Raw genomic sequence first — 21956 nt, forward strand, 5'->3', positions numbered from 1 at the left:
TATTGATACTATTTTAATGGATTTTATATGTAAATGCATATGTAGAACCAACTTATTAACCCAAAGCATAAAAAAAAGCAGCGGATAAAATCCGGCTGCTTATTTCGTTTCGCGGTGAAGAGTCACACGCTTTAATTTCGGGCAATATTTTTTTAGCTCTAAGCGGTCTGGGTTGTTACGTTTGTTCTTAGTAGTAATATAGTTACGCTCACCAGTTTCTGTGCAAGCTAAAGTAATGTTTACACGCATTATTATTTCCCTCCAAACATATACATCATCTACTATTCATACGACTTTTCTATAATATCACTTTTCTCCGGGAAATGCTAGTCCGTTTTTTATTCTATCACTTAAATTTGAAACTTCTTCTTCCATCGCGCCTTCAATGGCATATATTTTCCCATGTTTCACTTCAAAGGGCTTGAAAGAGAAGTCTAACATATACACCATCATATGACTTCCATTGGTAATCGGGTAGTAGTATAAGCTCCCATTCGTCAGGGATTTCTTCCAGAGCTTCAGCCCTTTTAAATTTAGTGGATAGATGGTTTTCTTTACAGATTCAGCACAGGAAACAATATTGGTGATGGCAACGTTCTTACCACTATAATTCCAGAATGTGTCCTTCGACAGGGACAGGACCCCCACGCCATCTTCCTTGCAGGCGAGCCACTCGATTAAAAAGAATACCTTTAACTGACGGGATTCTTTTGACGTATTCTCCATTTCAAATACGCAGGATCCGCCCCACCCCTCGACCTCTTCTTTCACTCTTACTACTATATCCGTAAGTGAGGCCTCAGAGTGGATCGGAACATATTCATTTTTCCTGCTCCAGGCTATTCCTTGGATACTGAACGTACGATTCGGATTCTCCATCATTAGCCTCTACACCTTTTGCCAGATTTTTATTTTCTTTCCGTAATACCTTGCAAGCTCCCTTGCCAGATTTCGCCTGTCCGCCTTGGAATATATGATGAATCCCCTGTTTGGATCACTGACGATTTTCGTCCGTCCTCCATCTCTATGATCAAAAATGATCTCTTTCTGACTGGAGGAAGAAGGAACCGTCTCGAGCAGTTTGGCAAGGACCATCGGTTTCTTTCCATTTGGACAAGCCACCTGCAGCCTGGTGATGAAAGGTTCCATAAAGTCCTTGGAATGGTGAAGGCCATTCTTCAAAGAGGGAGGGGAGAATTGTCCCCTCATGAGATCGTCCCTTGCACACTTGTATTCTTCCGGATTGCCGATGTCTCTCCAATAGGCACTGGTCTTGAACACGTAAACCTCTTCATCGTTCAGAAGGAGCTCAGGGATGAAATCCTTCCCAAAATCCCTAGCCCCTATGTGTGCATAGCGATCAAGGAGACGTGGATCGAGCATATATACACCCGTATTGACTTCATTTCCCGCCCACTCTTCAGGCTTCTCAATGAAATCGACCAATTTGCGGGTTTCGTCAGTATGACAGATCCCGTATTCCTTGGGATTCGCTACTTCTTTTGAGACGACGGTCATGACCGCCCGTTTCTCATAATGGAATTCAATGACCTGATCAATCGGAATATTGGTAAAAGCATCCCCGCTCAGAACGAGGAACGGTTCACGGAGCCTGTGACGGGCAAGGAATATGCCACCGGCTGTACCGAGTGGTGTTTTTTCCTCAAGATAGGTGATATTTACATTGAACCGTTTTCCATCTCCGAAGTAATCCTTGATTGTTTCACTTTTATAACATGTGGTGATCAGAATATCTTTAATTCCATATGATCTTAGGAGATTGATGCTATATTCGAGTATTGGCTTGTTCAGAATCGGGACCATAGGCTTCGCAATGGACATCGTATAAGGCCTTAACCGCTTGCCTTCTCCACCTGCCAATATGACCGCCTTCATCTTTTTATGCCTTCCACTTTCGACTGAAGGAGCACATCGTCGTATACATGAATGGTCTGGTCTGCGATCCGGTCCCAGCTAAACATGGACTGTGCCATTTTGAAGCCCAGTTTTCCCAACTGTTCGGATTTTTGGGGATCTTCAATCAATGAAACCAATTGGTTATAAAGACTTTGTTCCTGATTGGGTTCAAATAATAACCCGGTTTGTTCATGTTTCACAATGGACTTCAGGCCGCCTGTATTGGAAGCGACCACTCCTTTACGGAACGCCATAGCCTCCAGGGCCACGATCCCGAACGGTTCGTACAGACTCGGGAAGATGACGGCCAGACATTTCTTCAGATAGTCGTTCCGCTCCCTATCTGATATATATCCCACAAACGATACGATATCAGAAAGATCTTCGCCTATGACCATCTGACGATAATGCTCGAGCATCGGGCCCTTCCCCGCTACAACAAAGGAGATGTTATATCCCTCTTCCTTCAACCTTGAAGCGACCCGGATGATGGTATCGAACCCTTTCTCATGAACCATCCTGCCGATGGAAAAGAAGTACGGTGCCGATGGTTTCACAGAGTCGTATGGGGAGGACTGATCCAGCTTTTCCAGTTCCACACCGTTTGGTATGACGGCGATGGGTGCGTCAATCGTAAATAAACTCTTGATCTCCTCTTTCATATGCTCACTGCAAACAATGAGATGATCAGTTGCACCGATGAGGAGCTGCTCTTCCCCGTGGATCTTATGCTGTAAATCCGTATAAATCCCCTGATTCCTTCCGTGTTCAGTCGCATGGATCGTAGTGATAAGAGGAAGCGCGTAATATTCCTTCAGCTTCATCGCTGACGTCGATACGATCCAATCATGTGCATGAATATGGGTGATTCTTTCATCCCTAATCAAGTCATGGGCGTAATGAATGAAAGCCTGATTCAAATCGAATACCCATTTAAAGAAATCCTCTTCATATGGATGCAAAGGATGCACCCGATGGATTGTGACGCCTTCCATTTTCTCCAATGGAAGGGCATCATTTGCTTTGGCGGTAAGCACATGCACATGCTTCCCTTTTTTCACCAGATTGTTGGCCAGATCATACACATGCCTTGAGAGTCCTCCCACGATATTAGGCGGGTATTCCCAGGAAAGAATCAGGACTGAATCATGCTTCTCTACCACGTCACCCTTCATTTCCGCGGAGAGCTTCTCAAGTACCCTGTCAGATGGAAAAGGAAGGAGACCCTTACGATGAAGAAGGAGGTGTCCGTCCTTTTGGCCATCCATGATTTGGTCAAGCAGCTGATCGAAGTGGATAGTCGATAGTCCATCCTCACCATGAAAACCAGCCATGGATGATACCCACTCTCTCATGAGCTGATGAATCCACTCTGCTTCGACGCCAGAAGTCAACACAGTCTCCAGCTGCTCTTCCATGCGATGGACCATCCGAATATGTTTAATGGCTGAATCTGATAGAATCGGGGATTGCCCCTCCATTCCAAGATACCCGAATCCCACTCTTGAAAGGGCGGTTGGTTTATCCATCATGTCTGTCAACGCATGACGGGGTCCTCCACTATCAAGCTTCTTTAATGCCTCGTAATCTGCAAGGTCTTTTACAAAGACCATTGAAAGGGGAAGACCAGTTTCTGCTTCCATTCTGCCCTCAGATACAGGAAGCAGCTTCAGTCCCCTCGGTGTCCTGATTACACCACTGTCATATTCCTTTTCACTATGTTCATAAGAGAAGGAAGAAATGAAGGTGAAATCGATTCCTTGTTGAGTGAGATAAAGATCGATGCCCGGCAAATAGGCGGCTTGTGGCAGCCAGAAAGATTCAGGGGCTTTTTGCACATATTCCTTGTATAATAATGTACTCACCCGCACCTGGTATTCTATGGCACTTGGAGTGCGGTAATGGGTGATTGGAAAAGGGCTTACCGTCGTAGGGATGAGGATGACTTTCCCTTCCATTTCAAGCTGCTTGTAGGCTTGTACGAGATTCATGTCATAGGTCGACCACTGTGAGTAGATGAGCTGCCACCTATGCCTATCCTGAGATCCCGCCTGCAGAAGATGATGTTGAATGATGGTTTGGGCCCTCTCTCTAAACTCCTCGCTCATAAAAAGTGAAAACAGGAGAGGATTCAACACGACCGGAATGGATACACCATCATTCCGCTCCAGGAAATCAATCAATTCACTATTCTCTATAAGTAATTCAGTAAGCTTATCTTCCTTTTCATAACAGTGTGAGAAATCCAGGTCATTACATTTTGGATAAACCATGATTTCTGAAAGATCCTTCATGCCTTTTCCCCCCCATTCATGACATAATACGAATACGTGCTCACATGCTCGACCCACTTCGGCTCCTTGATTAATCCCTGTTCGTATTCCACTAGCTCCTTCAACCTGTGAGCCTCCTGATGATGAGAGGTCCTCGGTGTATGAAGGACATTGGAACGGGCGAATGCCACAAAGTCACCTGAAGGCAATCGCAAGCCGATTTCCATGCAGTAGCTCCGGTTTTCTTTTAATCCGTTTACAAACCAATCGCTTTCTGTATACGGAACATAAGAATCCGAATGATGATGCTGATTATGCCCGTTAAATGAAATCGAGGTAACATCATATAATCGAAGCACAAATGGTCCGGAATCGCTGTCCATCTTAAAATGGTCTTTCACATGCCGGATCCATTCATGTGAGATGCTCCAGTAGCAATAGATCCTGGAAGGAGTAGAAAACGTGATTGACAACTCGGCGGCACGAGGGCCTTTAGCATTGCGCTTTGGCATCCTCCTGCCGAAAGAAGCTCTTCCGACACGTTTCTTCTGTGTCGCGGGTTTCATCAATTCGACAGCCGGGGAGGTTTCCCCCCCTGACTCCAACGCTTTCTGATACTTCACCCATTGATACTGAACCTTTCCGACGGTTGTATTCAATTCTTTGGCAATCTTCCTGAATGACACTCCCTGTTCCTTTAACTTGATAATTTCTGTGATCAAAGCCATTCCTCCTAAAGACTAAACATATATTATATAAATTCAATCTAAATATTATGACAATTATTCTTAAATTTATCGTAACACCGTATTGAAAAACCTACAATAAACGCATTTTGTCGTATCTTGTTACACGCAGTGATGAAAGGATTTCATCTGCATTTTTTTTATGATTTATGATGCTGAAATGATAATAAAGCGATTACATTTTAGCAGCGACATTTTTCACTGCTCATCTTGTCACGATATTCGACAAAATATTGGATTTTCCTACACATTTATCCTCGTATTATATAGAGTTGGAACATGATCTGTGCTATAAATAAAGAAGAAGAATACAGCTTGGGGTGATACAGTGACTTACCTATTCATTGGATTAGTAAGCTTCTCTATCCTATTACTTGTCATTTCGTTTTTCCAACGGGATCGGTATCGCGATATTGAAAAAGACATGGAAGAATTATCGATGAATGTCCTGCAGGAGCATTATAAATTGAAGAAGAGAATAAGCGTATTGGAAGAAGAACTGATGTTGGATGGTGAGATAACATTTCAAAAGAATCCTGTTAACGAAATCCTTAAAAATCAAGTTATTTCTCTATATAAGCAGGGTGTGAATGTGGATCAGATTACAAAGCAGTCAGCATTGTCCAAACAAGAAGTCCTTTCCGTCATTAAAAACTCTTAAGGGGGATAAAATGAAAAAGCGGCCAACTCCATGTACTCCGGAGTCAGCCGTTTTTTTACATCTTAAATGTTTTAACCAAATCAGAAAGCTGATCTGCTTTTTCGATTAGATCATCCGATTGCCCGTACAACGTTTCAATCAAGCCATTTTGTTCCTGAACAGAAGAATTGATGGTAATCGTCCCATTGTTAAACTCCTGGCCGACTGCAGAAACACTTTGAAATGCCCCTTGTATATGATTCATGTATTCTTTCAATAACTCCAGGCTACTTGAGATATCCGTAATATTCCGATCCATACCAGAGACTTGTTCCTTCATCTCCTTGAAATGATCTCCCGTTTTTTGAATGTATTCCTTTCCGATACCAAGCTCTTGATACCCGTCTTTCAAAGAACTGGAAACTTCATTGGATATATGTTGGACATTCATCACGCTATGGTTCATTTCAAGCAATGAGGAATCTACGTCTTGTGCCAACTTTCGGACTTCATTCGCAACAACAGAAAATCCTTTACCAGCTTCTCCCGCCCTTGCAGCTTCAATTGAAGCATTGAGTGAAAGTAAATTGGTCTGATCGGCAATTTTCTTTATGATTTTTGTCAGGTTGCTGATATCGGTTGCGCTTCCCTCTAACTTATCCAGAAGATCATATGTTTTTTTTATTTTCTTATACACCATTTCAATTTGGTTTGTCGTGGAATTCATGGATGCGAATCCTTTTACTGTGATCCCTTGCATGTAGGTAGAGAGCTCTGACAGGGAATACCCATTCCTTTCTACTTGAGTGACCTGATCATGGAAGGTCTGATACTGATTATTCAGTTGATGAGAAGCTGCCACTTGATCATCGGAACTGATCGATAACCGATACATGGAATCAGATACCTGGTGACTGGAGGCATTGATGGAATCAGCAAGAGATTTTATGTGCTGGCTATTGCTTTGGACCGTAGAAGATCCGTCTTTGATCGCGAAAACCAGCTCCCTTAAACGCTCTACCATATGGCTGATAGAGTCGTTTAACTGACCTATCTCATCCTTGCTCCTGGTAGGGGGGACCGATTGGGTTAAATCACCCTGTGCGACAGCTTTGGTAACAGTAAGGATGCTCCCGATGCTCCTATTTATCTTGTTTGAAACAAGCGTGACGATGAATCCACTTGCAACCAAGGAAAGAAGTACAAAACCACTCAACCAGAAAAAGAGGGAGTTCATATTATTTTCAGTTGTTTTCATAACAGAGACTTGTTGCTCGAGGGTGCGCTCTCTTATCTTTAATAATAATTGATTATTTTCGTCCCTAAGAACACTTATTTGTTTCCGTGCATCTGTATAAATATCTTCATCTAAGCGAACGACGGCTGGAGCGATTTCTTTGATGAACAGTTCATCGATCGTGTGATTATTTTGAGAGAATGTTCGAATAAGGTCTTGATCTTCCTTGTCCAGATCTTTCAGGATATCATTTGTCTTCTCGTTCAGCTCTACCCTTAATTTACGATATTCTTTCACATCTTCATCATTTAAAAATGTTATGTAATCGGCAATCCGAATATCCTTGGCATTTATAAGCCTGCTTAACTCTGTGACTTCTACAGAGTGTTCCCCTGTATCTTTCATGAATCGCATATCCTGCATCAAATGATTCAAACTGAAGAGCGCCAGGCCCACACATGCAATAAACAGCACGGCATTCAATAGAAACGTGTAGGCAAGTTTCTTTTTTATGGAATGATGATACGACATCCGGGATAAAAATCGATTCTCTTTCATTCTTAATACATATTTCCTAAAAGGAATAGATGGCTTCAACATTGGATCCTCCTATATGTAAAACTTTGTGTCTATTAAGAATATGTACCAAAATACCCATTTTTTCTATAGTTTCGCCATTATCTTAATATAATCTTTACAAAGGGAAGCCAATGCCGTTAATTGAAAAAAAGCGTCCCTTCATCTTATGAAGAGACGCCATAAAACTTTAGTTATTTAAATCAAAACGTTCGCCAGTCACTAAGAAAATGACATTTTCACAGATGTTTGTCACATGATCCGCTACGCGCTCAATATATCTGCATGTAAAGGCGAGCTGGGTAATCTGACTGATTTCATTTGGATAGTTCGGAATGTACGTCATGAGTTCTTTTACTAGTTGGCCGTATAATTCGTCTACCTCATCATCACGATCCGCAACCTTTTTCGCCATGGCAGCATCCTCGCTATAAAAAGCGGTAAGTGCTTCTTCAAGCATTTCTTCAGCAATGGAGAGCATTTTTGGGATCTCTTCTATCGGTTTGATCAATTTCTGATTCCCGATATGCAAGGTGGATTTGGCGATATTTGTGGCCATATCCCCAATACGTTCAATCTCCGAGCAAATCCTTAAAGCAGAGATGATCTTCCGCAAGTCTGTTGCCACGGGGGATTCTTTTGCAATTAATATGATTGCGAGATTATTGATTTCATTATCATACTGATTGATTACATGATCCTTTTTGATGATTTCCTCTGCCTTTGCAATGTCCTGTGTCTTTAAGGCAACTACAGACTCTTTCAATGATGTTTTGGCAAGATCAGCCATGTCGAAAAGCTTGTCTTTTAACTCTTTTAAATTATTATCGAAATTTCTTCTTATCGCCATACTTATTCCCCTTTGTTAAGTAATGATGAAGAACCGTTTTTCAATCTAAGCGTATTATCCAAATCGGCCCGACACATAATCTTCCGTTCTTTTGTCAGTAGGATTAGAGAATATTTTATCCGTTTCGTCTAATTCAATCAAGTCACCCAATAAGAAGAAGGCTGTTTTATCCGAAACCCTTGCTGCCTGCTGCATGTTATGAGTCACAATCACAATCGTATAGTCTTTTTTAAGCTCACCGATGAGCTCCTCAATTTTCACAGTGGAAATGGGATCCAGCGCTGATGTCGGTTCGTCCATCAGAAGGATTTCAGGTTTGGTCGCGAGTGCCCTGGCAATGCACAGACGCTGTTGCTGACCACCGGAAAGACCCATGGCAGGGGCATCTAACCGATCCTTTACTTCATCCCACAACGCCACACTCTTCAAAGTGGATTCTACAATTTCATCAAGCTCTTTCTTCTTTTTGACTCCATGAACTTTCGGTCCGAACGTAATATTATTATAAATGCTTTGCGGGAAAGGATTACCCTTTTGGAATACCATTCCGACTTTTTTCCTCAATTCGACTAAATCAACCTTATCTGAGAGAATATTCGTCCCATCATAGTTGATTTCACCGGACATTTTTATCCCCGGAACCGAACGATTCATTAAGTTCAATGTTTTGACGAATGTTGATTTCCCGCATCCTGATGGTCCAATGATGGCCGTAACCTCTTTATCATAAATAGGAAATGTAATATTTTTTAATGCATAATTATTGCCATACCATAAATTTAAGTCGTTTACGTTAAATGCCGTTTTTTTCGTTGTTGCTACTGACACGCGAAACCCCTCCAACTAAATGATCAACTGAAACGCCCTGAAATATAGTCTTCCGTTCTCTTTTCTGATGGATTTGTGAAGATCTTTTCTGTTTGGTCATACTCCACTAAATCGCCATTATAAAAGAATGCGGTCTTGTCAGAGACACGTGACGCCTGCCCCATGTTATGTGTCACAACCACAATCGTGTACTCTTTTTTTAGATCGGTGATCAATTCTTCAATCTTCGCATTTGAAATCGGGTCCAGTGCCGAAGATGGTTCATCCAATAACATGACCGTCGGTTTCATTGCAATCGTCCTTGCGATACATAACCGTTGCTGCTGCCCACCTGATAATGAGAGTGCTGAAGTATGAAGGCGGTCTTTAACTTCATCCCAAAGTGCCGCTTTTGTCAAGCTTTCTTCTACCATTTCATTCAGCACACTCTTCTTTTTGATTCCAGAAAATTTAAGTGCATGCACAATGTTTTCATAAATGGACTTACTAAATGGATTCGGCTTTTGGAAAACCATCCCGATTTCTTTACGAAGGGCCACGACATCAATGTCCTTACCTAGAAGATTCACATCTTCATACATGATCTTCCCTTCTGCACGGGCGATTGGCACTAAATCATTCATGCGATTAATGGTTCGTAAAAAGGTTGATTTTCCGCAACCTGAAGGACCGATCAAAGCTGTTACTGCATTTTTCTCGATTTCCATATTGATATTTTTAACTGCGTGATTATCACCGTAATAGAAGTCTAAGTTCTGAACATCGATGATGGTCTCTTTCTTGATTTGATCAGCTACTCTTGAAGAGCTCTTCTGTTTCGTTTCTAATTGAACCGACATGTACTATCACACCTTCTATTATTTTGTTGCTGTCATTTTATTATGAATGTAGCTTCCAATGAATCGTGCACCCAGGTTAAAAATCAAGACAGAAAGGATCAGAACAGCTGATGCACCGGCTGCTTTTTCGTCTACATCAGGAATCAAACCTTGAGTATTGACAGACCAAATGTGTACAGCCAGGGTTTCAGCCGGTCTAAAAAGATTCAACGGTGATGTAGGTGAAAATGGATTCCAATCCATATAGTTTAGTCTTGGAGTGGACAGACCTGCCGTAAATAACAACGCTGCCGCCTCTCCGAATACACGGCCTGATGCTAAGATTGCACCCGTTAAAATGGAAGGGAATGCTCCAGGAATCAGGACTGTCTTCACTGTGTGCCAGTTTGTGATTCCTAATGCCAGACTTGCTTCTTTCAATTCACGGGGTACATTTCTAATGGCATCTTCACTTACACGAACCAATACTGGCAGGTTAAATACCGTAAGTGCCAAGGCTCCGCCTATAATGGTATATCCCCAACCTGTTGTATTAACAAACACCAATAATCCAAACATTCCAATGACGATAGATGGTAATGAGGCCAACACTTCAATACATGAACGGATGGTATTCGTTATTTTACCCGGTTTTGCATATTCAGCCATGTATATACCTCCGCCAACACCGAGCGGAACCGTTATGATCATCGTAATGATCAGGATGTAGAATGAATTGAATAACTGATCCCGTATTCCTCCACCGGCACGAACCGCACTCGATGGGGTTGTCAGGAAATCCCACGTCACATATGGGAGACCTTTAACTAATATATAAGAAAATAGAGCAACTAACAGCGCAATGATGATCGTTGCTATACCAATGAAAAAACCTGTAGCGATCTTGTCTGCTCTCTTACTATTCATTAGATTTTCCTCCTAGAAGATAAGTAGCGGATTAATAAGATAAATACGAAAGACATAATCAATAGAATGAGGCCCATCGACCATAGCGTGTTGTTCTCTACGCTTCCATAAGTAGTATGTCCCATATTTAACGTGATGATCGTTGTCAACGTTGCCGATGCATCGACGATACTTTGAGGGAGATCTCTCGTATTCCCGATCACCATTTGAACCGCTAAAGCTTCACCGAAGGCTCTCGCCATCCCTAATACCACGGCGGTCAATAATGTAGGCAGTGCCGCAGGGATTAATACTTTTCGAATCGTCTGCCATCTCGTTGCCCCCAATGCATATGATCCATCGCGAAGGCTTTTCGGCAATGAACTCATGGCATCTGTGGCAATGGTTGTGATGGTAGGCAGGATCATCACGGATAATACGATCATCCCGGCAAGTAGTGAAAAGCCGATACCGGACGTATTATCACGAATAAAAGGAACCAATACTGTAAGCCCTATAAATCCATAAACAACGGAAGGAATTCCGACAAGGAGTTCTACAATCGGCTGCATGATTTTTCTTCCCCATGATGGCGCAATGTCCGTCATAAAGATAGCCGCTCCGATACCAAGCGGTGCTGCAACTAATGCAGAAAGAATAGTAACAGCAAAGGATCCAAAAATGAACGGAAGAGCACCATACATTGCGTTCTCCCCTGTAGGATTCCAATCTGGACTGGTTAAGAACTCAATTGGACTTACACCATTTTTAATAAATGACTGCAACCCTTTTGAAGTTAAGAAAATAGTAATAGATAGTGTTGCTACAATCATGATGACTGCACTTAATGTCACTAAGAACCTTCCCTTAATTTCACCGTTCATCCAAGATCTATTGCTTTTGATCAGCCTCTTTGAGGCAGGTAGCTTGTTTTCCATAACCGTAAACACCCCTAAATACGAGATAATAGGGTAAATGCCCTTACGCATCTACCCTATCAATTTATTTAATTACATCTTGATTTATTTCTTTGTTTGTTTCCCTTCAGCATCACGTTCTACTTCCATCTTTGTAGAAGGAATGTAACCTTGATCTTTCAGTAATCCAGTTTGAACTTCTTCACTCATCATGTAGTCAAGGAATGTTTTAGCTAAACCTTCCGCTTCACCTTTAGTGTAAGAGTGTTGATAAGCCCAGATTGGGAAATCACCTTTTTGTACGTTTTCGTCAGTTGGTTTCACACCATCAATTGCAAGTGGAGTGACACTGTCATCTGTGAAGTAAGAGAAAGCAAGGTAACCGATGGCTCCATCTGTTTCGCTGATGATTTTCTTAACAGTGTTTGAAGAGTCTTCAGTGATTCCTTCAGCAGGAGTCTCTCCATCAAGACCGAATTTCACGAATGTAGCGCGAGTACCAGAAGAATCAGGACGGTTTACAAGAGTGATCTTTTGATCTTTACCACCAAGCTCTTTCCAGTTTTTGATTTCACCAGTGAATACTTTTTTTAGATCTTCTTTAGAAATGTCTTCAATACCAACATTAGGATTAACTGCAGCCGTCATACCTACAACCGCTACTTTATGGTCAACTAACTCGTCCGCCGGGATTCCTTCTTTTTCTTCAGCGAATACATCCGAGTTACCGATTTGAACTGATCCTTCAGAAACTTGGGATAATCCAGTACCAGAACCTCCAGCGTTCACTTGGATATCTGCATCCGGATTTTCAGCCATGAATTCTTCAGCTGCTGCTGCAACAAGTGGTTGCATTGCAGAAGAACCTGAAACTACGATTGAACCAGAAGCTGTTTCTGAACCTTCTTTGTCGTCTCCAGCATTTTCATCTGTGCTGCTTCCATTCCCACATGCAGCGGCAAATGCTACAAGCGTTGCGATGATTAAAAGCAGTCCGTATTTCTTGAAGTTCTTCATTCTTTAATTCCCCCTAAAATATTGGTTGTTTTGTCCTACGAGTACTAGATTAATAGATGAGTGTTAATTGTGTTTTAATCGATTGTAAAGGTTTTGTAAATTCGACATTTTTCTTCATGATTCCGCGGTTCATAAAAGCCTAAAACCCTTATTAACACTAGTATTGTTCAATGTTCAAGAATTTATGTATCCTCCAGATAAAACAATGAATTTTTGCTTGATATTCAAATTCGGAATACATCATTGTACCTTTTTCCAAATATAAAAAGCTGATTTATGGAACAAATTTCCCATAAATCAGCTTTTTCTATCAGTTATTCTGTTCTCTTTCCTGCTGCATTCGTTCTTCTGCTTCTTCAGCATTCTCCACTTTCTTATTGACGGAAGTGGGGTCTTTCACTTCTTCTGCGCGCTTCTTCTTCAGTTCAAAGTACTTATCCATCACCCGTCTTGAGATGTACTTATTCACGTAGGGATCGGCCACGCCGCTTGCCTGGATGTGAGATGCCGGAACCACAGTGGCATACGCTACCTCAGGATGATCGAAAGGCGCATATCCTATCAACGTGGTGTTGTAACTCAGTTCCCCGTCAATATACGTTTCGGCTGTTCCTGATTTACCCGCTGCATTATAAGGTGCGTCATGAAATAAGTAACCCGTTCCTTCAGGGTTATGGTAAACACGATAGAAACCTTTTTGCACATGTTCGATCTCTGCCTGGGAGGCATCGATCCGATTCAATACATTCGTCTGTTTCTCGAACAGGATCGGACCGAGACTCTCATTGTCGTTGGTTGGTTCACGTATTTCCTTCATGATATGAGGTTGCACACGATACCCATCATTGGCGATGGTGGAAACATATTGTGCGAGCTGCATGGTTGTATACGTATCGAATTGCCCGATTGCCAAATCCAGTAAGAAACCAGGCTCTGTCTTGGTTCCGGTAAGTCCTGAAGATTCACCTGGTAAGTCGATGCCTGTCGGGACCCCCAGCCCAAATTGAGCATAGTGATTTCTAAAGACATCGAAGGCTTCGGGATTATTCACGATCGGTTCATTCGGAACATACCTTCCTCCGGCAATCTTCAGGGCAACCTTCCACATGTAAGCATTGGAGGATTTCTCCAGTGCATACAAATCGGTCATTGGGATCTGCTGGTATTTATTGAACCAGGATGTTTTCGGATTCGTCCCTTTGATTTTTAACGGTTCATCAATCAGGACCTCTCCCGGTGTTAATTTACCTGTCATATACCCCGTTAATACGGTTGCACCTTTTACCACTGAACCTACTTCATAGGAAGATGTAAAGGTTCCAAGGGCAGCATCCCGCATTTCGTACTTGCCCGTTTCAGGATTCTTGACATATTGTTTTCCCGCCATGGCCAGAATTTCCCCTGTATTAGGGTCGATCATGACGACAAACGCTCGGTCAAGATTCGGGGATTCATTCCGATTGACGATCTGCTTACTTAATTCTTCCTCAATAATTTTTTCAATTTCGCGCTGAAGCTCCATGTCGATGGTAAGGACGATATCCTTGCCTCGCTGCCCTTGTTGGACAAGGACGGATTCCAGCACGCTGCCGCCTTTGGTCACGTTCTTGATTTGTTCCTTCTGTCCTTGAAGGACATCTTCATATTCCAGTTCTACATAGCTTTTCCCTACACGATCATTTCGATTGTAGTCCTGGGCCAGGTAGAAGTCCACCAGATTCTTCGGCAGTCCTTCCCTTGCAGAAGAAACATTCCCCAGAATTGTCCGCAATGTATCGTCGTATACGTACGAACGCTTCCAATCTGTCGTGGTGTTGACACCTGGCAGCTCGCTCAGATGTTCACTGACCTCAGCAAATTCTTTCGGCGTGACCCCTTCATTTTTTACAATTTGCGGATTGAGCGCATACCCACTGGAGAACTCACGGTAAATCGCAATGATTTCCAAGTCTTTTTCAGTGAGTGTCCCAAGCTCTTCCCCCGTAATCCGGTCCAGTCTCATTTGATAGACTTTTTTATTCACATCATCTTCCGACAGCTCTTCATTGTTTTGAAGCTTCTTGATTTCTTCATCAGAAACTTTTGAATCTGCTTTTTCCGGGTGCTTGATGATCCAATAATCCTTTTTATCCCTTTCTGTCACATCTTCTGGATCCTTTTCGATGTAGTCAGAAAGCCTGGATGCGACCTCGATCATTTCATCGATCTTCGTATTGTTCGCCCTGGTATACGTAATCGCATTTAACGGGACATTGTCGACGATCACATTTCCATAACGGTCATACATTTTCCCCCGAGGTACACCAGTATTGACTACGACATCCTCTGTTCTTTCTACTTCTTTCTTATAGCTCTCCCCGTTCACGATTTGAACAAGACCCAGCCTGAGAACAAGAAGAGAAAATAATAAGAACACAGCAAAAAACAGCAGATTCATCCTAACGGGAACATGCGTCTTTCTTTTTCTCTTATTTTTTTTCAAGTCTTCCAACCCTTCCTCTATGTAACAATTTCATTCTCTCTCTGATACCTGTTTTTTAAAGTAATCCTCTCAAGAATTCTCCTCCCCTTATTTTATAGAAATCCCCACGGATAATCTAGCCATAAGTAAAGAGAGGAAATCTTTCCCTCTCTTTACTTCACCTTCCTTATAAAGGTAAAACGACCTTTCGTATAAACAAATAAATCAGCGTATGACCCGCTCCCAGAATCAATAGGAGGATAGGGATGCTTTCTTCCTGATTAAAAAAGGTCACGGCTATGATGAATGCAAGAACGGACACGATTCTGCCCAGGTTCAAGAAGATTTCCCGTACAACAATGTACTCGATCCTCATTTCAGCCGCATTCCATCCCGTTCCGATCACATCATACGTCATTGAAATATAAGGGACCAACAGGATGGGATAGGCAATGGCTATGACGCCTGCATAAAGCAATAATTTCGTATAAGTCACATCAAATACGATCAGGAATATGGCCAGGTAAAGAAGGATTCCACCGAGAAGGATGGCACGTTTTCTCAAGTTTTTCTTTATGACACGGGAAGCAATATAGTAACCGACAAAGGCAATCCCTGAGTTGATCAAGCCAAAGGTACCGATGGCAAATTCACTCCCCGTACTGATGAAGACGAACACCGAAATGATAAAGATGAATGTCCCTTCCCTCAATCCCTGAAAAAAGTGGGCGTTTGTGATAAGCCGCCAGTTATGATTGTGCTTTCTTTCCTCCAGGATCCTCATGAACAGATACCGTCCGGAGGCAGGCCTCCTCTTAAGGAAGAAGCTCATGATCACAGCTATGGAAAACAGCAGGAGAGAGAGTCCGAATACAATGGTATAACCCTGGAAGGAGGCAAACCTTGAAATGATGAAGCCGGCGAGGATCGGTCCGATCATTCCACCGGCTGAAGTAAGAGTACCAAGGAAACCATTGAAAAAATCCCTGGTTTCGGGTTCAGTAATTTCAAAGGTCAACACATTGAAAGCCAACCAGTAGAAACCATACCCTATTCCAAGTAACGCTCCCAATACGACGAGGTACTCTTCCGCCGATTCTCCGAATGCGAGGACGGATATGTAAAAAAGGGCTAAAAAAATAACACCGAAGCGCAATACAATCACCCGGTCCACTTTCTTTGCCCACCGCCCGGCCAATATGAATGTCAGTGGCTGAAAGATGACAACGGTTAAATTATAGATTCCCAAATCAATGAATTCACCCGACTGCTTCCACAGGTAGATGTTCACAAAGGTGTTGGAGAGGGCAATACTCAACGAGTATAGACCTCCGATCAACAGGAGCAAAGTCAGATCTTTGGTTAAATCAATATCGCCTAATACCTTTTTAAAACTGCTCATGTGTAAAACTCCCCTTTAACGTACCCCTATCTTTTGAAAAAGGGAAGGAACTTATACAAAAAAAAGAGAGGTTCTAAAAAAGAACCTCCCTCACTGCAACGCTACTTTATTTAGCTGCTGAATAACGCTTTGCTACTTCATCCCAGTTTACAACGTTCCAGAATGAACTGATGTAATCAGGACGACGGTTTTGATAGTTAAGGTAGTAAGCATGCTCCCAAACGTCAAGACCTAAAACAGGCGTTTTACCTTCCATTAGAGGACTGTCCTGATTTGGTGTGCTAGTCACTTCAAGTTCACCGTTATTGACTACTAGCCAAGCCCAGCCTGAACCGAAACGTGTTGCCGCAGCATTTGCGAATTCTTCTTTGAATGCGTCAAAGCTTCCGAATTTGGAAGAGATGGCATCAGCTAACTCTCCAGATGGAGCGCCTCCACCATTCGGAGATAATACCGTCCAGAATAGAGAGTGGTTAGCGTGACCGCCACCATTGTTGCGAACTGCCGTACGAGCACCTTCAGGAACAGCGTCTAAGTTAGAAACAAGGTCTTCAATGGATTTGCTTAATAAATCGTCGTGTCCTTGAAGTGCATCATTTACTTTCGTCACATACGCGTTATGGTGTTTAGTGTGGTGGATGTTCATTGTTTCCTTGTCGATATGAGGTTCTAATGCATCATATGCGTAAGGTAATTGCGGTAATTCGTAAGCCATTATAAATTCCTCCCTATGTATAGTTTCCTGAATAGCTATATTCAGGCCGTTTCAGTATAAGATTACCAAAACTACTATATCTGTTCAAATATTTTGCCTTCAATCTCTCACTTTTTTCTTACAAGGATAAAATGCCCTATATTCCAGGGATTAATCACTGGAATGTAAAGACCTTCCGATTAACCGGTCAAATGACCAAGAAGAAATAGATGGCCATGACGATTTGGATGAAGCCTTTTGTGAATACGCTTGAGATGAATCCTATCACTGAACCTATCCCCACTTTGACGGCCGTCTTTAGTTTGGATCGATTTACGACCCATTCGCCTATGACAGCACCGAGGAAGGGACCGATGAGGATTCCCAGGACAGGGATGACGAATGGTCCAACGAGGAGTCCGATGGTGCTTCCCCATATACCAGCTTTCGTTCCCCCGAATTTTTTGACACCGATCAGGTTCGCCATGTAATCGGCACCGAACAATAGTGCCACAGAGAGGATCTGCACGGTCCAGAACAGCCAGTTAAAAGGCTCAAAGCTGAAAAACACACCATACAATATGAAGCTTCCCACTAAAAGAACGACACTTGGCAATATCGGATAAACGAGTCCCACAAATGATAAAATCATGAGTATGATTATGATGCTCCAATAAACGATCTCCACTTTTCAACACCTCCCCTTGAGTATAAAAAAAACTGACCCCTTTGACAAATATCAAAGAGGTCAGGATGGCTTATTCTACACCCAATACTGCTTCAGCAATATTGACTGCATGATCTCCAATACGTTCCAAGTTACTGATGATATCGACATATACGATACCTGCTTGACCGGAACACTTACCTTCGTTCAGGCGCAGGATATGCTGTTTGCGCAGCTTACGTTCCATTTTATCGATCTGATCTTCTTTCTCAGCTACTTCACGTGCGATTTCAGTGTCGTTCAGGTCTAACGATTTAATCGCCTTCTCCACTGTTTCGATTGTCAGATTGAACATGACTTCAAGATCGGCCATGGCATCATCGGTGATTTTCACTTTGTTGGCTTGTTGGTATTCAATCAATTCAACAATGTTCTCAAAGTGATCTCCCACCCGTTCAATGTCCCTAACCGTATCCATCAGGATCGAATGTCGCTCGGATTCAGATTCTGAAAGGGACGCAGATGATAAATCAACAAGATAGTTCGTGATTTTCTTATCCAGGTTGTTGATGGCACCTTCAATTTGATAAGCTGCCTCTGCATTTTTGGAGCTCTTTGTCTTCAGGAACTCATTCGTTTCCTCTAATCCTTTCACAGCGAAAGTCCCCATACGGAGAACCTCTTCTTTTGCCTGACCCAATGCAATCGATGGTGATTGTTCGATAAACACAGGATCTAGATGCTTGGAATTATAATCAACAAGAGTGTCCTGTCCAGGAATTAATTTGGTTACAATCAACGCCAATATGGCGATGAATGGAAATTGAATGATCGTATTCGTCACATTGAACGTTCCATGAGCGAATGCAATCGTCATTGGTTCATTTAGATTAAATGTAGATTGTAGAAAGACTACAAACTTTGTGAAAAACGGCAATATGATTAAGAATATTGTTGTTCCGATTAAGTTAAATAGGACATGGACCGCCGCTGCACGTCTGGCCGCTACTGATGCACCCAGTGCCGCAAGCACCGCCGTAATGGTTGTACCGATGTTGTCCCCGAATAAGATAGGTAATCCAGCCTGTAGATCAACCAGATTGGAACTATACAGCTCCTGCAGGATACCGATCGTTGCGGAAGAACTTTGAACGATGACCGTGAACAATGTTCCGACGACTACGCCAAGGATCGGATTATCACTCATACTTACGGTTAAATCGTGGAATGCCTCAAGAGATCGTAAAGGCTTCATTCCTCCACCCATCAGTTCCAGTCCATAGAATAAGGCACCAAACCCAAAGATCATCTGCCCAACGTTATGGACTTTTTTATTCTTGAAGAAGAATAACATGATCGTACCGACAGCGATGATCGGAAGTGCATACTCTCCAATATCCACACCAATGATGAAGGCTGTTACCGTCGTACCGATATTGGCACCCATGATGACCCCGATTGCCTGCCTGAGGGTCATGAAACCTGCACTTACCAGTCCGACGACGATGACCGTCGTACCACTACTCGACTGGATCAGGACCGTAACAAAGATACCTGCCAGTACACCCATGAATGGGTTGGTCGTGAACTTGTCCAGAATTTCTTTCAGGCGTTCACCCGCAGACTTCTGAAGTCCATCCCCCATATACTTTATCCCAAAGAGGAAAATACCAAGTCCTCCAAAGAACTGAAACAACATTTCTTGCCAATTTAATTCCATCTTTTCAACCCCTACATATATTTTCGACATTTAACAACAAAAACCCCATATCATTTTTAATATATAATGAAGCATACGTAAATACTTTTTACCCCAAATTTACAATAGGTTAATAAAAGTCGACTTTTATTGCAAAGATGTTACAATCGATATTAATTATAATTAACAATAAAATTCAAGATCCAGCCTTGATGAAGCGATTAGACAAGCATAAAATAGATAGGGCATGCACGAAAGGAGAAAAATTCATATGAATGTATTTCAGCAATTGTATAAAAGTATCTATTCCCCAAAGGATATTGCAAAATTCCGTTTCCAGGGTATCGGTAAGACGATTCGTTTCATATTTCTACTGGCACTTATTTCTATATTACCCGTTGCCGTACAGTTTGTTTCGTTCACTACCGGTGCACTTGATACGCTAAGGGATTCTGTCGTAACGGAACTGCCATCCTTTTCAATAGAAGACGGAACCTTGTCTACCGGTCAGTCAAAACCCCTTAAAATCGAAAAGGAAAATATGGCCATCATCCTTGATGACACCGGTCAAATGAAGGAAGGAACACTTGACAAGAATCAAAACACGATTGCCTTCCTTCAGGAAGAATTCGTGGTCATTAATCAAGGCAACGTTCAATCTTCTTCCTACTCATTGTTTGGCGATACAGTTTTGACGAAGGACGGTTTACTCAACATAGTCGATACCCTCATCGATTTAAGATGGATACTGATCCCCGTTGCCTTGTTCATTCTTTATCTGTTCACCTCCGCGATGACGTTTTTGAAAATAACCATTTTTGCATTGATCGGTATGATGCTCGCAAATATCCTGAAGCGAAATGTACAATACCGTCAAAGCTTTCGGATCACGGCCTATTCAGCCACTGTTTCCACCTTATTTTTTACCCTAATGGAATTATTGCAAACAACGATTCCGGCCGCTCCCTTATTGGACTGGTTCGTCATCACGCTGATCCTTTATTTAGTGGTGAAAGAAATCCCCAAAAGGAAAATAAGACCATAAATGAAGAAGGTCCTCGACGGGGACCTTCTTCATTCATCCTCTATTCGATTTCAGGACAGAACCACCTTTTATCCGTAAAGCAAGGAATGTAAACAGAAGGATATTGATCAATGAAAAACCAAACACAATCTCATACATCTGTGTCTGATCCTGCTTCCATACACCAAAGGCAATCGGACCGAGAGCCACACCGGCGAACCTCACCGCTCCATAAAGACCGACGACCAGCCCCCTTTCTTGTCCGGATACGCTTCCTGTTATGAAGGTATTGATGACAGGCAGCATCAAACCTAATCCCCCGAAGCTTACAGTGAGGAAAAACATCAGAGAACCCAAAGAAGAAAAAAAGATCAAAAAGCCCAATGGAATGGCCATCGTAACGAGTCCGCACTTCATATAGGTCCACCCCGCCTCCTCATCCGTTTTGAGCCTTTTCCCACACCAATAAGAACAGATCGTCATCGCCCCAAGGGGAAATAGAAAAGAAAATCCCTTAAAAAAACCATCAATATGAAAAGTATTTTCAATATGGTAGGAAAGATAGAAGAGAATGCCGAATAATAAAAATAAGCCTGTTCCCCCTATTATATAGAGAGGGAATAACAGTGCCCCCTTTGATTTATAAATTGACGTGACCATTTGTAAATCGACTTTATGACCAACCGCTTTAGAGTCCACCGTTTTTCTTAAACCGACCAGGATTACTAAAGATAAAACCGGGAAGACCCAAAAGGACTGATTCCATAGAACAAGTTGTGCAAGAGTGGCACCGACCAGCGGGGCAGCCACCTTCCCCACACCATTGAACACCTCCAATGAACCGAGCATCCTTGACCGCTCCTGCCCTTGATACAGATCACCGATCAAGGCCATGGCGAGAGGCGTCGTCCCTGCTGCTCCCACACCCTGTAATCCCCTGCCGAGCATAAAGAGACGGATCGCATCTCCGCTGAAGATACAGAAAACACTTCCAAGAATCATGATCCATAACGAAATGCTGATGATCCGTTTCCGTCCATATCGGTCGGACAACATACCCGTAAAAGGGATGACCATTGCTGCGGGTATCGTGAAAGAACTTAAAATAAAGCCTGACCATCTGCCGTTCAACTGTAAATCTGCTTCGATGCTTGGAAGAATGGGAATGAGCATAGAATTCCCGAGTACCATCAATATGGGCAGTAAACCAATCACAAATGGGAGAAGTTTATCTCTCAAGTCCCATCACTCCTTCATTGATCCATTCATACATCAAACCAATCG

Annotated in this window: 20 protein-coding genes and 1 pseudogene; 2 read left to right on the top strand and 19 right to left on the bottom strand. The window is 42.5% G+C overall.

Going from position 1 to position 21956, the window contains the following annotated elements:
- Window positions 1-99 precede the first annotated feature (99 nt).
- From rpmG to CN378_RS20750, 5 genes are read right to left on the bottom strand one after another with little or no spacing between them, the layout of a single operon-like run.
- Window positions 100-249 (bottom strand): 50S ribosomal protein L33, encoded by a 150-nt coding sequence (gene rpmG / locus CN378_RS20730; RefSeq protein WP_064091498.1) that lies wholly within the window; start codon window positions 247-249, stop codon window positions 100-102.
- A 57-nt stretch (window positions 250-306) separates the two neighbouring features.
- A complete protein-coding gene (locus tag CN378_RS20735) occupies window positions 307-882 on the bottom strand; it encodes a hypothetical protein (RefSeq protein ID WP_098354400.1) in 576 nt (191 codons plus the stop codon).
- Window positions 883-888: 6 nt separating this feature from the next.
- Window positions 889-1896, bottom strand: coding sequence for a nucleotidyltransferase family protein (locus tag CN378_RS20740; protein ID WP_098354401.1), 1008 nt, complete (start codon window positions 1894-1896; stop codon window positions 889-891).
- A complete protein-coding gene (locus CN378_RS20745) occupies window positions 1893-4211 on the bottom strand; it encodes a glycosyltransferase (protein WP_098354402.1) in 2319 nt (772 codons plus the stop codon). The genes CN378_RS20740 and CN378_RS20745 overlap by 4 nt, the downstream gene beginning before the upstream one ends.
- Window positions 4208-4912, bottom strand: coding sequence for a DUF4912 domain-containing protein (locus tag CN378_RS20750; RefSeq protein ID WP_179885010.1), 705 nt, complete (start codon window positions 4910-4912; stop codon window positions 4208-4210). Before CN378_RS20750 ends, CN378_RS20745 begins: the two co-directional genes overlap by 4 nt.
- A gap of 352 nt (window positions 4913-5264) precedes the next feature.
- Between CN378_RS20750 and CN378_RS20755 the strand changes: the two genes are divergently transcribed.
- Complete coding sequence (locus tag CN378_RS20755; protein ID WP_098354404.1) at window positions 5265-5597, top strand: hypothetical protein; 333 nt, start codon at window positions 5265-5267, stop codon at window positions 5595-5597.
- Between the two features lie 55 nt (window positions 5598-5652).
- On the opposite strand, the gene CN378_RS23460 is transcribed toward CN378_RS20755, so the two are convergent.
- The 13 genes and pseudogenes from CN378_RS23460 to CN378_RS20815 form a co-directional block, all read right to left on the bottom strand.
- Entirely contained in the window at window positions 5653-6600 is a 948-nt protein-coding gene (locus tag CN378_RS23460) for a methyl-accepting chemotaxis protein (RefSeq protein WP_483295107.1), read from the bottom strand.
- Window positions 6592-7413, bottom strand: a pseudogene (locus CN378_RS23465) (HAMP domain-containing protein); the annotation flags it as partial. The gene CN378_RS23460 and the pseudogene CN378_RS23465, both read right to left, overlap by 9 nt.
- Window positions 7414-7579: 166 nt before the next feature.
- The gene (phoU, locus tag CN378_RS20765; RefSeq protein WP_098354406.1) at window positions 7580-8239 is read right to left on the bottom strand and encodes a phosphate signaling complex protein PhoU; all 660 of its coding nucleotides are present in this window, start codon (window positions 8237-8239) and stop codon (window positions 7580-7582) included.
- A 54-nt stretch (window positions 8240-8293) separates the two neighbouring features.
- Complete coding sequence (gene pstB / locus CN378_RS20770) at window positions 8294-9067, bottom strand: phosphate ABC transporter ATP-binding protein PstB (protein ID WP_098354407.1); 774 nt, start codon at window positions 9065-9067, stop codon at window positions 8294-8296.
- Between the two features lie 23 nt (window positions 9068-9090).
- The gene (gene pstB, locus CN378_RS20775; protein WP_098354408.1) at window positions 9091-9906 is read right to left on the bottom strand and encodes a phosphate ABC transporter ATP-binding protein PstB; all 816 of its coding nucleotides are present in this window, start codon (window positions 9904-9906) and stop codon (window positions 9091-9093) included.
- Between the two features lie 18 nt (window positions 9907-9924).
- Complete coding sequence (pstA, locus tag CN378_RS20780; protein WP_098354409.1) at window positions 9925-10812, bottom strand: phosphate ABC transporter permease PstA; 888 nt, start codon at window positions 10810-10812, stop codon at window positions 9925-9927.
- Window positions 10812-11729, bottom strand: coding sequence for a phosphate ABC transporter permease subunit PstC (gene pstC, locus CN378_RS20785; protein WP_098354410.1), 918 nt, complete (start codon window positions 11727-11729; stop codon window positions 10812-10814). Before pstC ends, pstA begins: the two co-directional genes overlap by 1 nt.
- Window positions 11730-11813: 84 nt before the next feature.
- On the bottom strand, window positions 11814-12725 hold the full coding sequence (locus CN378_RS20790; protein WP_098354411.1) for a phosphate ABC transporter substrate-binding protein: 912 nt from the start codon (window positions 12723-12725) through the stop codon (window positions 11814-11816).
- 310 nt (window positions 12726-13035) lie between these two features.
- On the bottom strand, window positions 13036-15162 hold the full coding sequence (locus CN378_RS20795; protein WP_098354443.1) for a peptidoglycan D,D-transpeptidase FtsI family protein: 2127 nt from the start codon (window positions 15160-15162) through the stop codon (window positions 13036-13038).
- A gap of 211 nt (window positions 15163-15373) precedes the next feature.
- Window positions 15374-16588 carry an MFS transporter gene (locus tag CN378_RS20800; protein ID WP_098354412.1) on the bottom strand — a complete coding sequence of 405 codons (1215 nt, stop codon included), beginning with the start codon at window positions 16586-16588 and terminating at the stop codon, window positions 15374-15376.
- Window positions 16589-16694: 106 nt separating this feature from the next.
- On the bottom strand, window positions 16695-17303 hold the full coding sequence (locus tag CN378_RS20805; protein ID WP_098354413.1) for a superoxide dismutase: 609 nt from the start codon (window positions 17301-17303) through the stop codon (window positions 16695-16697).
- Between the two features lie 187 nt (window positions 17304-17490).
- Window positions 17491-17970: a DUF456 domain-containing protein gene (locus CN378_RS20810; RefSeq protein ID WP_098354414.1), complete on the bottom strand. Its 480-nt coding sequence runs from the start codon at window positions 17968-17970 to the stop codon at window positions 17491-17493.
- Between the two features lie 70 nt (window positions 17971-18040).
- Window positions 18041-19669 carry a Na/Pi cotransporter family protein gene (locus CN378_RS20815; RefSeq protein WP_098354415.1) on the bottom strand — a complete coding sequence of 543 codons (1629 nt, stop codon included), beginning with the start codon at window positions 19667-19669 and terminating at the stop codon, window positions 18041-18043.
- Window positions 19670-19919: 250 nt separating this feature from the next.
- Between CN378_RS20815 and CN378_RS20820 the strand changes: the two genes are divergently transcribed.
- Window positions 19920-20693, top strand: a complete 774-nt coding sequence (locus CN378_RS20820; RefSeq protein WP_098354416.1) for a DUF1189 domain-containing protein — start codon at window positions 19920-19922, stop codon at window positions 20691-20693.
- A 33-nt stretch (window positions 20694-20726) separates the two neighbouring features.
- On the opposite strand, the gene CN378_RS20825 is transcribed toward CN378_RS20820, so the two are convergent.
- Window positions 20727-21911, bottom strand: a complete 1185-nt coding sequence (locus CN378_RS20825; RefSeq protein WP_098354417.1) for an MFS transporter — start codon at window positions 21909-21911, stop codon at window positions 20727-20729.
- Window positions 21912-21956 lie beyond the last annotated feature (45 nt).

It is taken from the genome of Bacillus sp. AFS015802, assembly GCF_002561455.1.
Taxonomy (GTDB): Bacteria; Bacillota; Bacilli; order Bacillales; family Bacillaceae_B; genus Rossellomorea.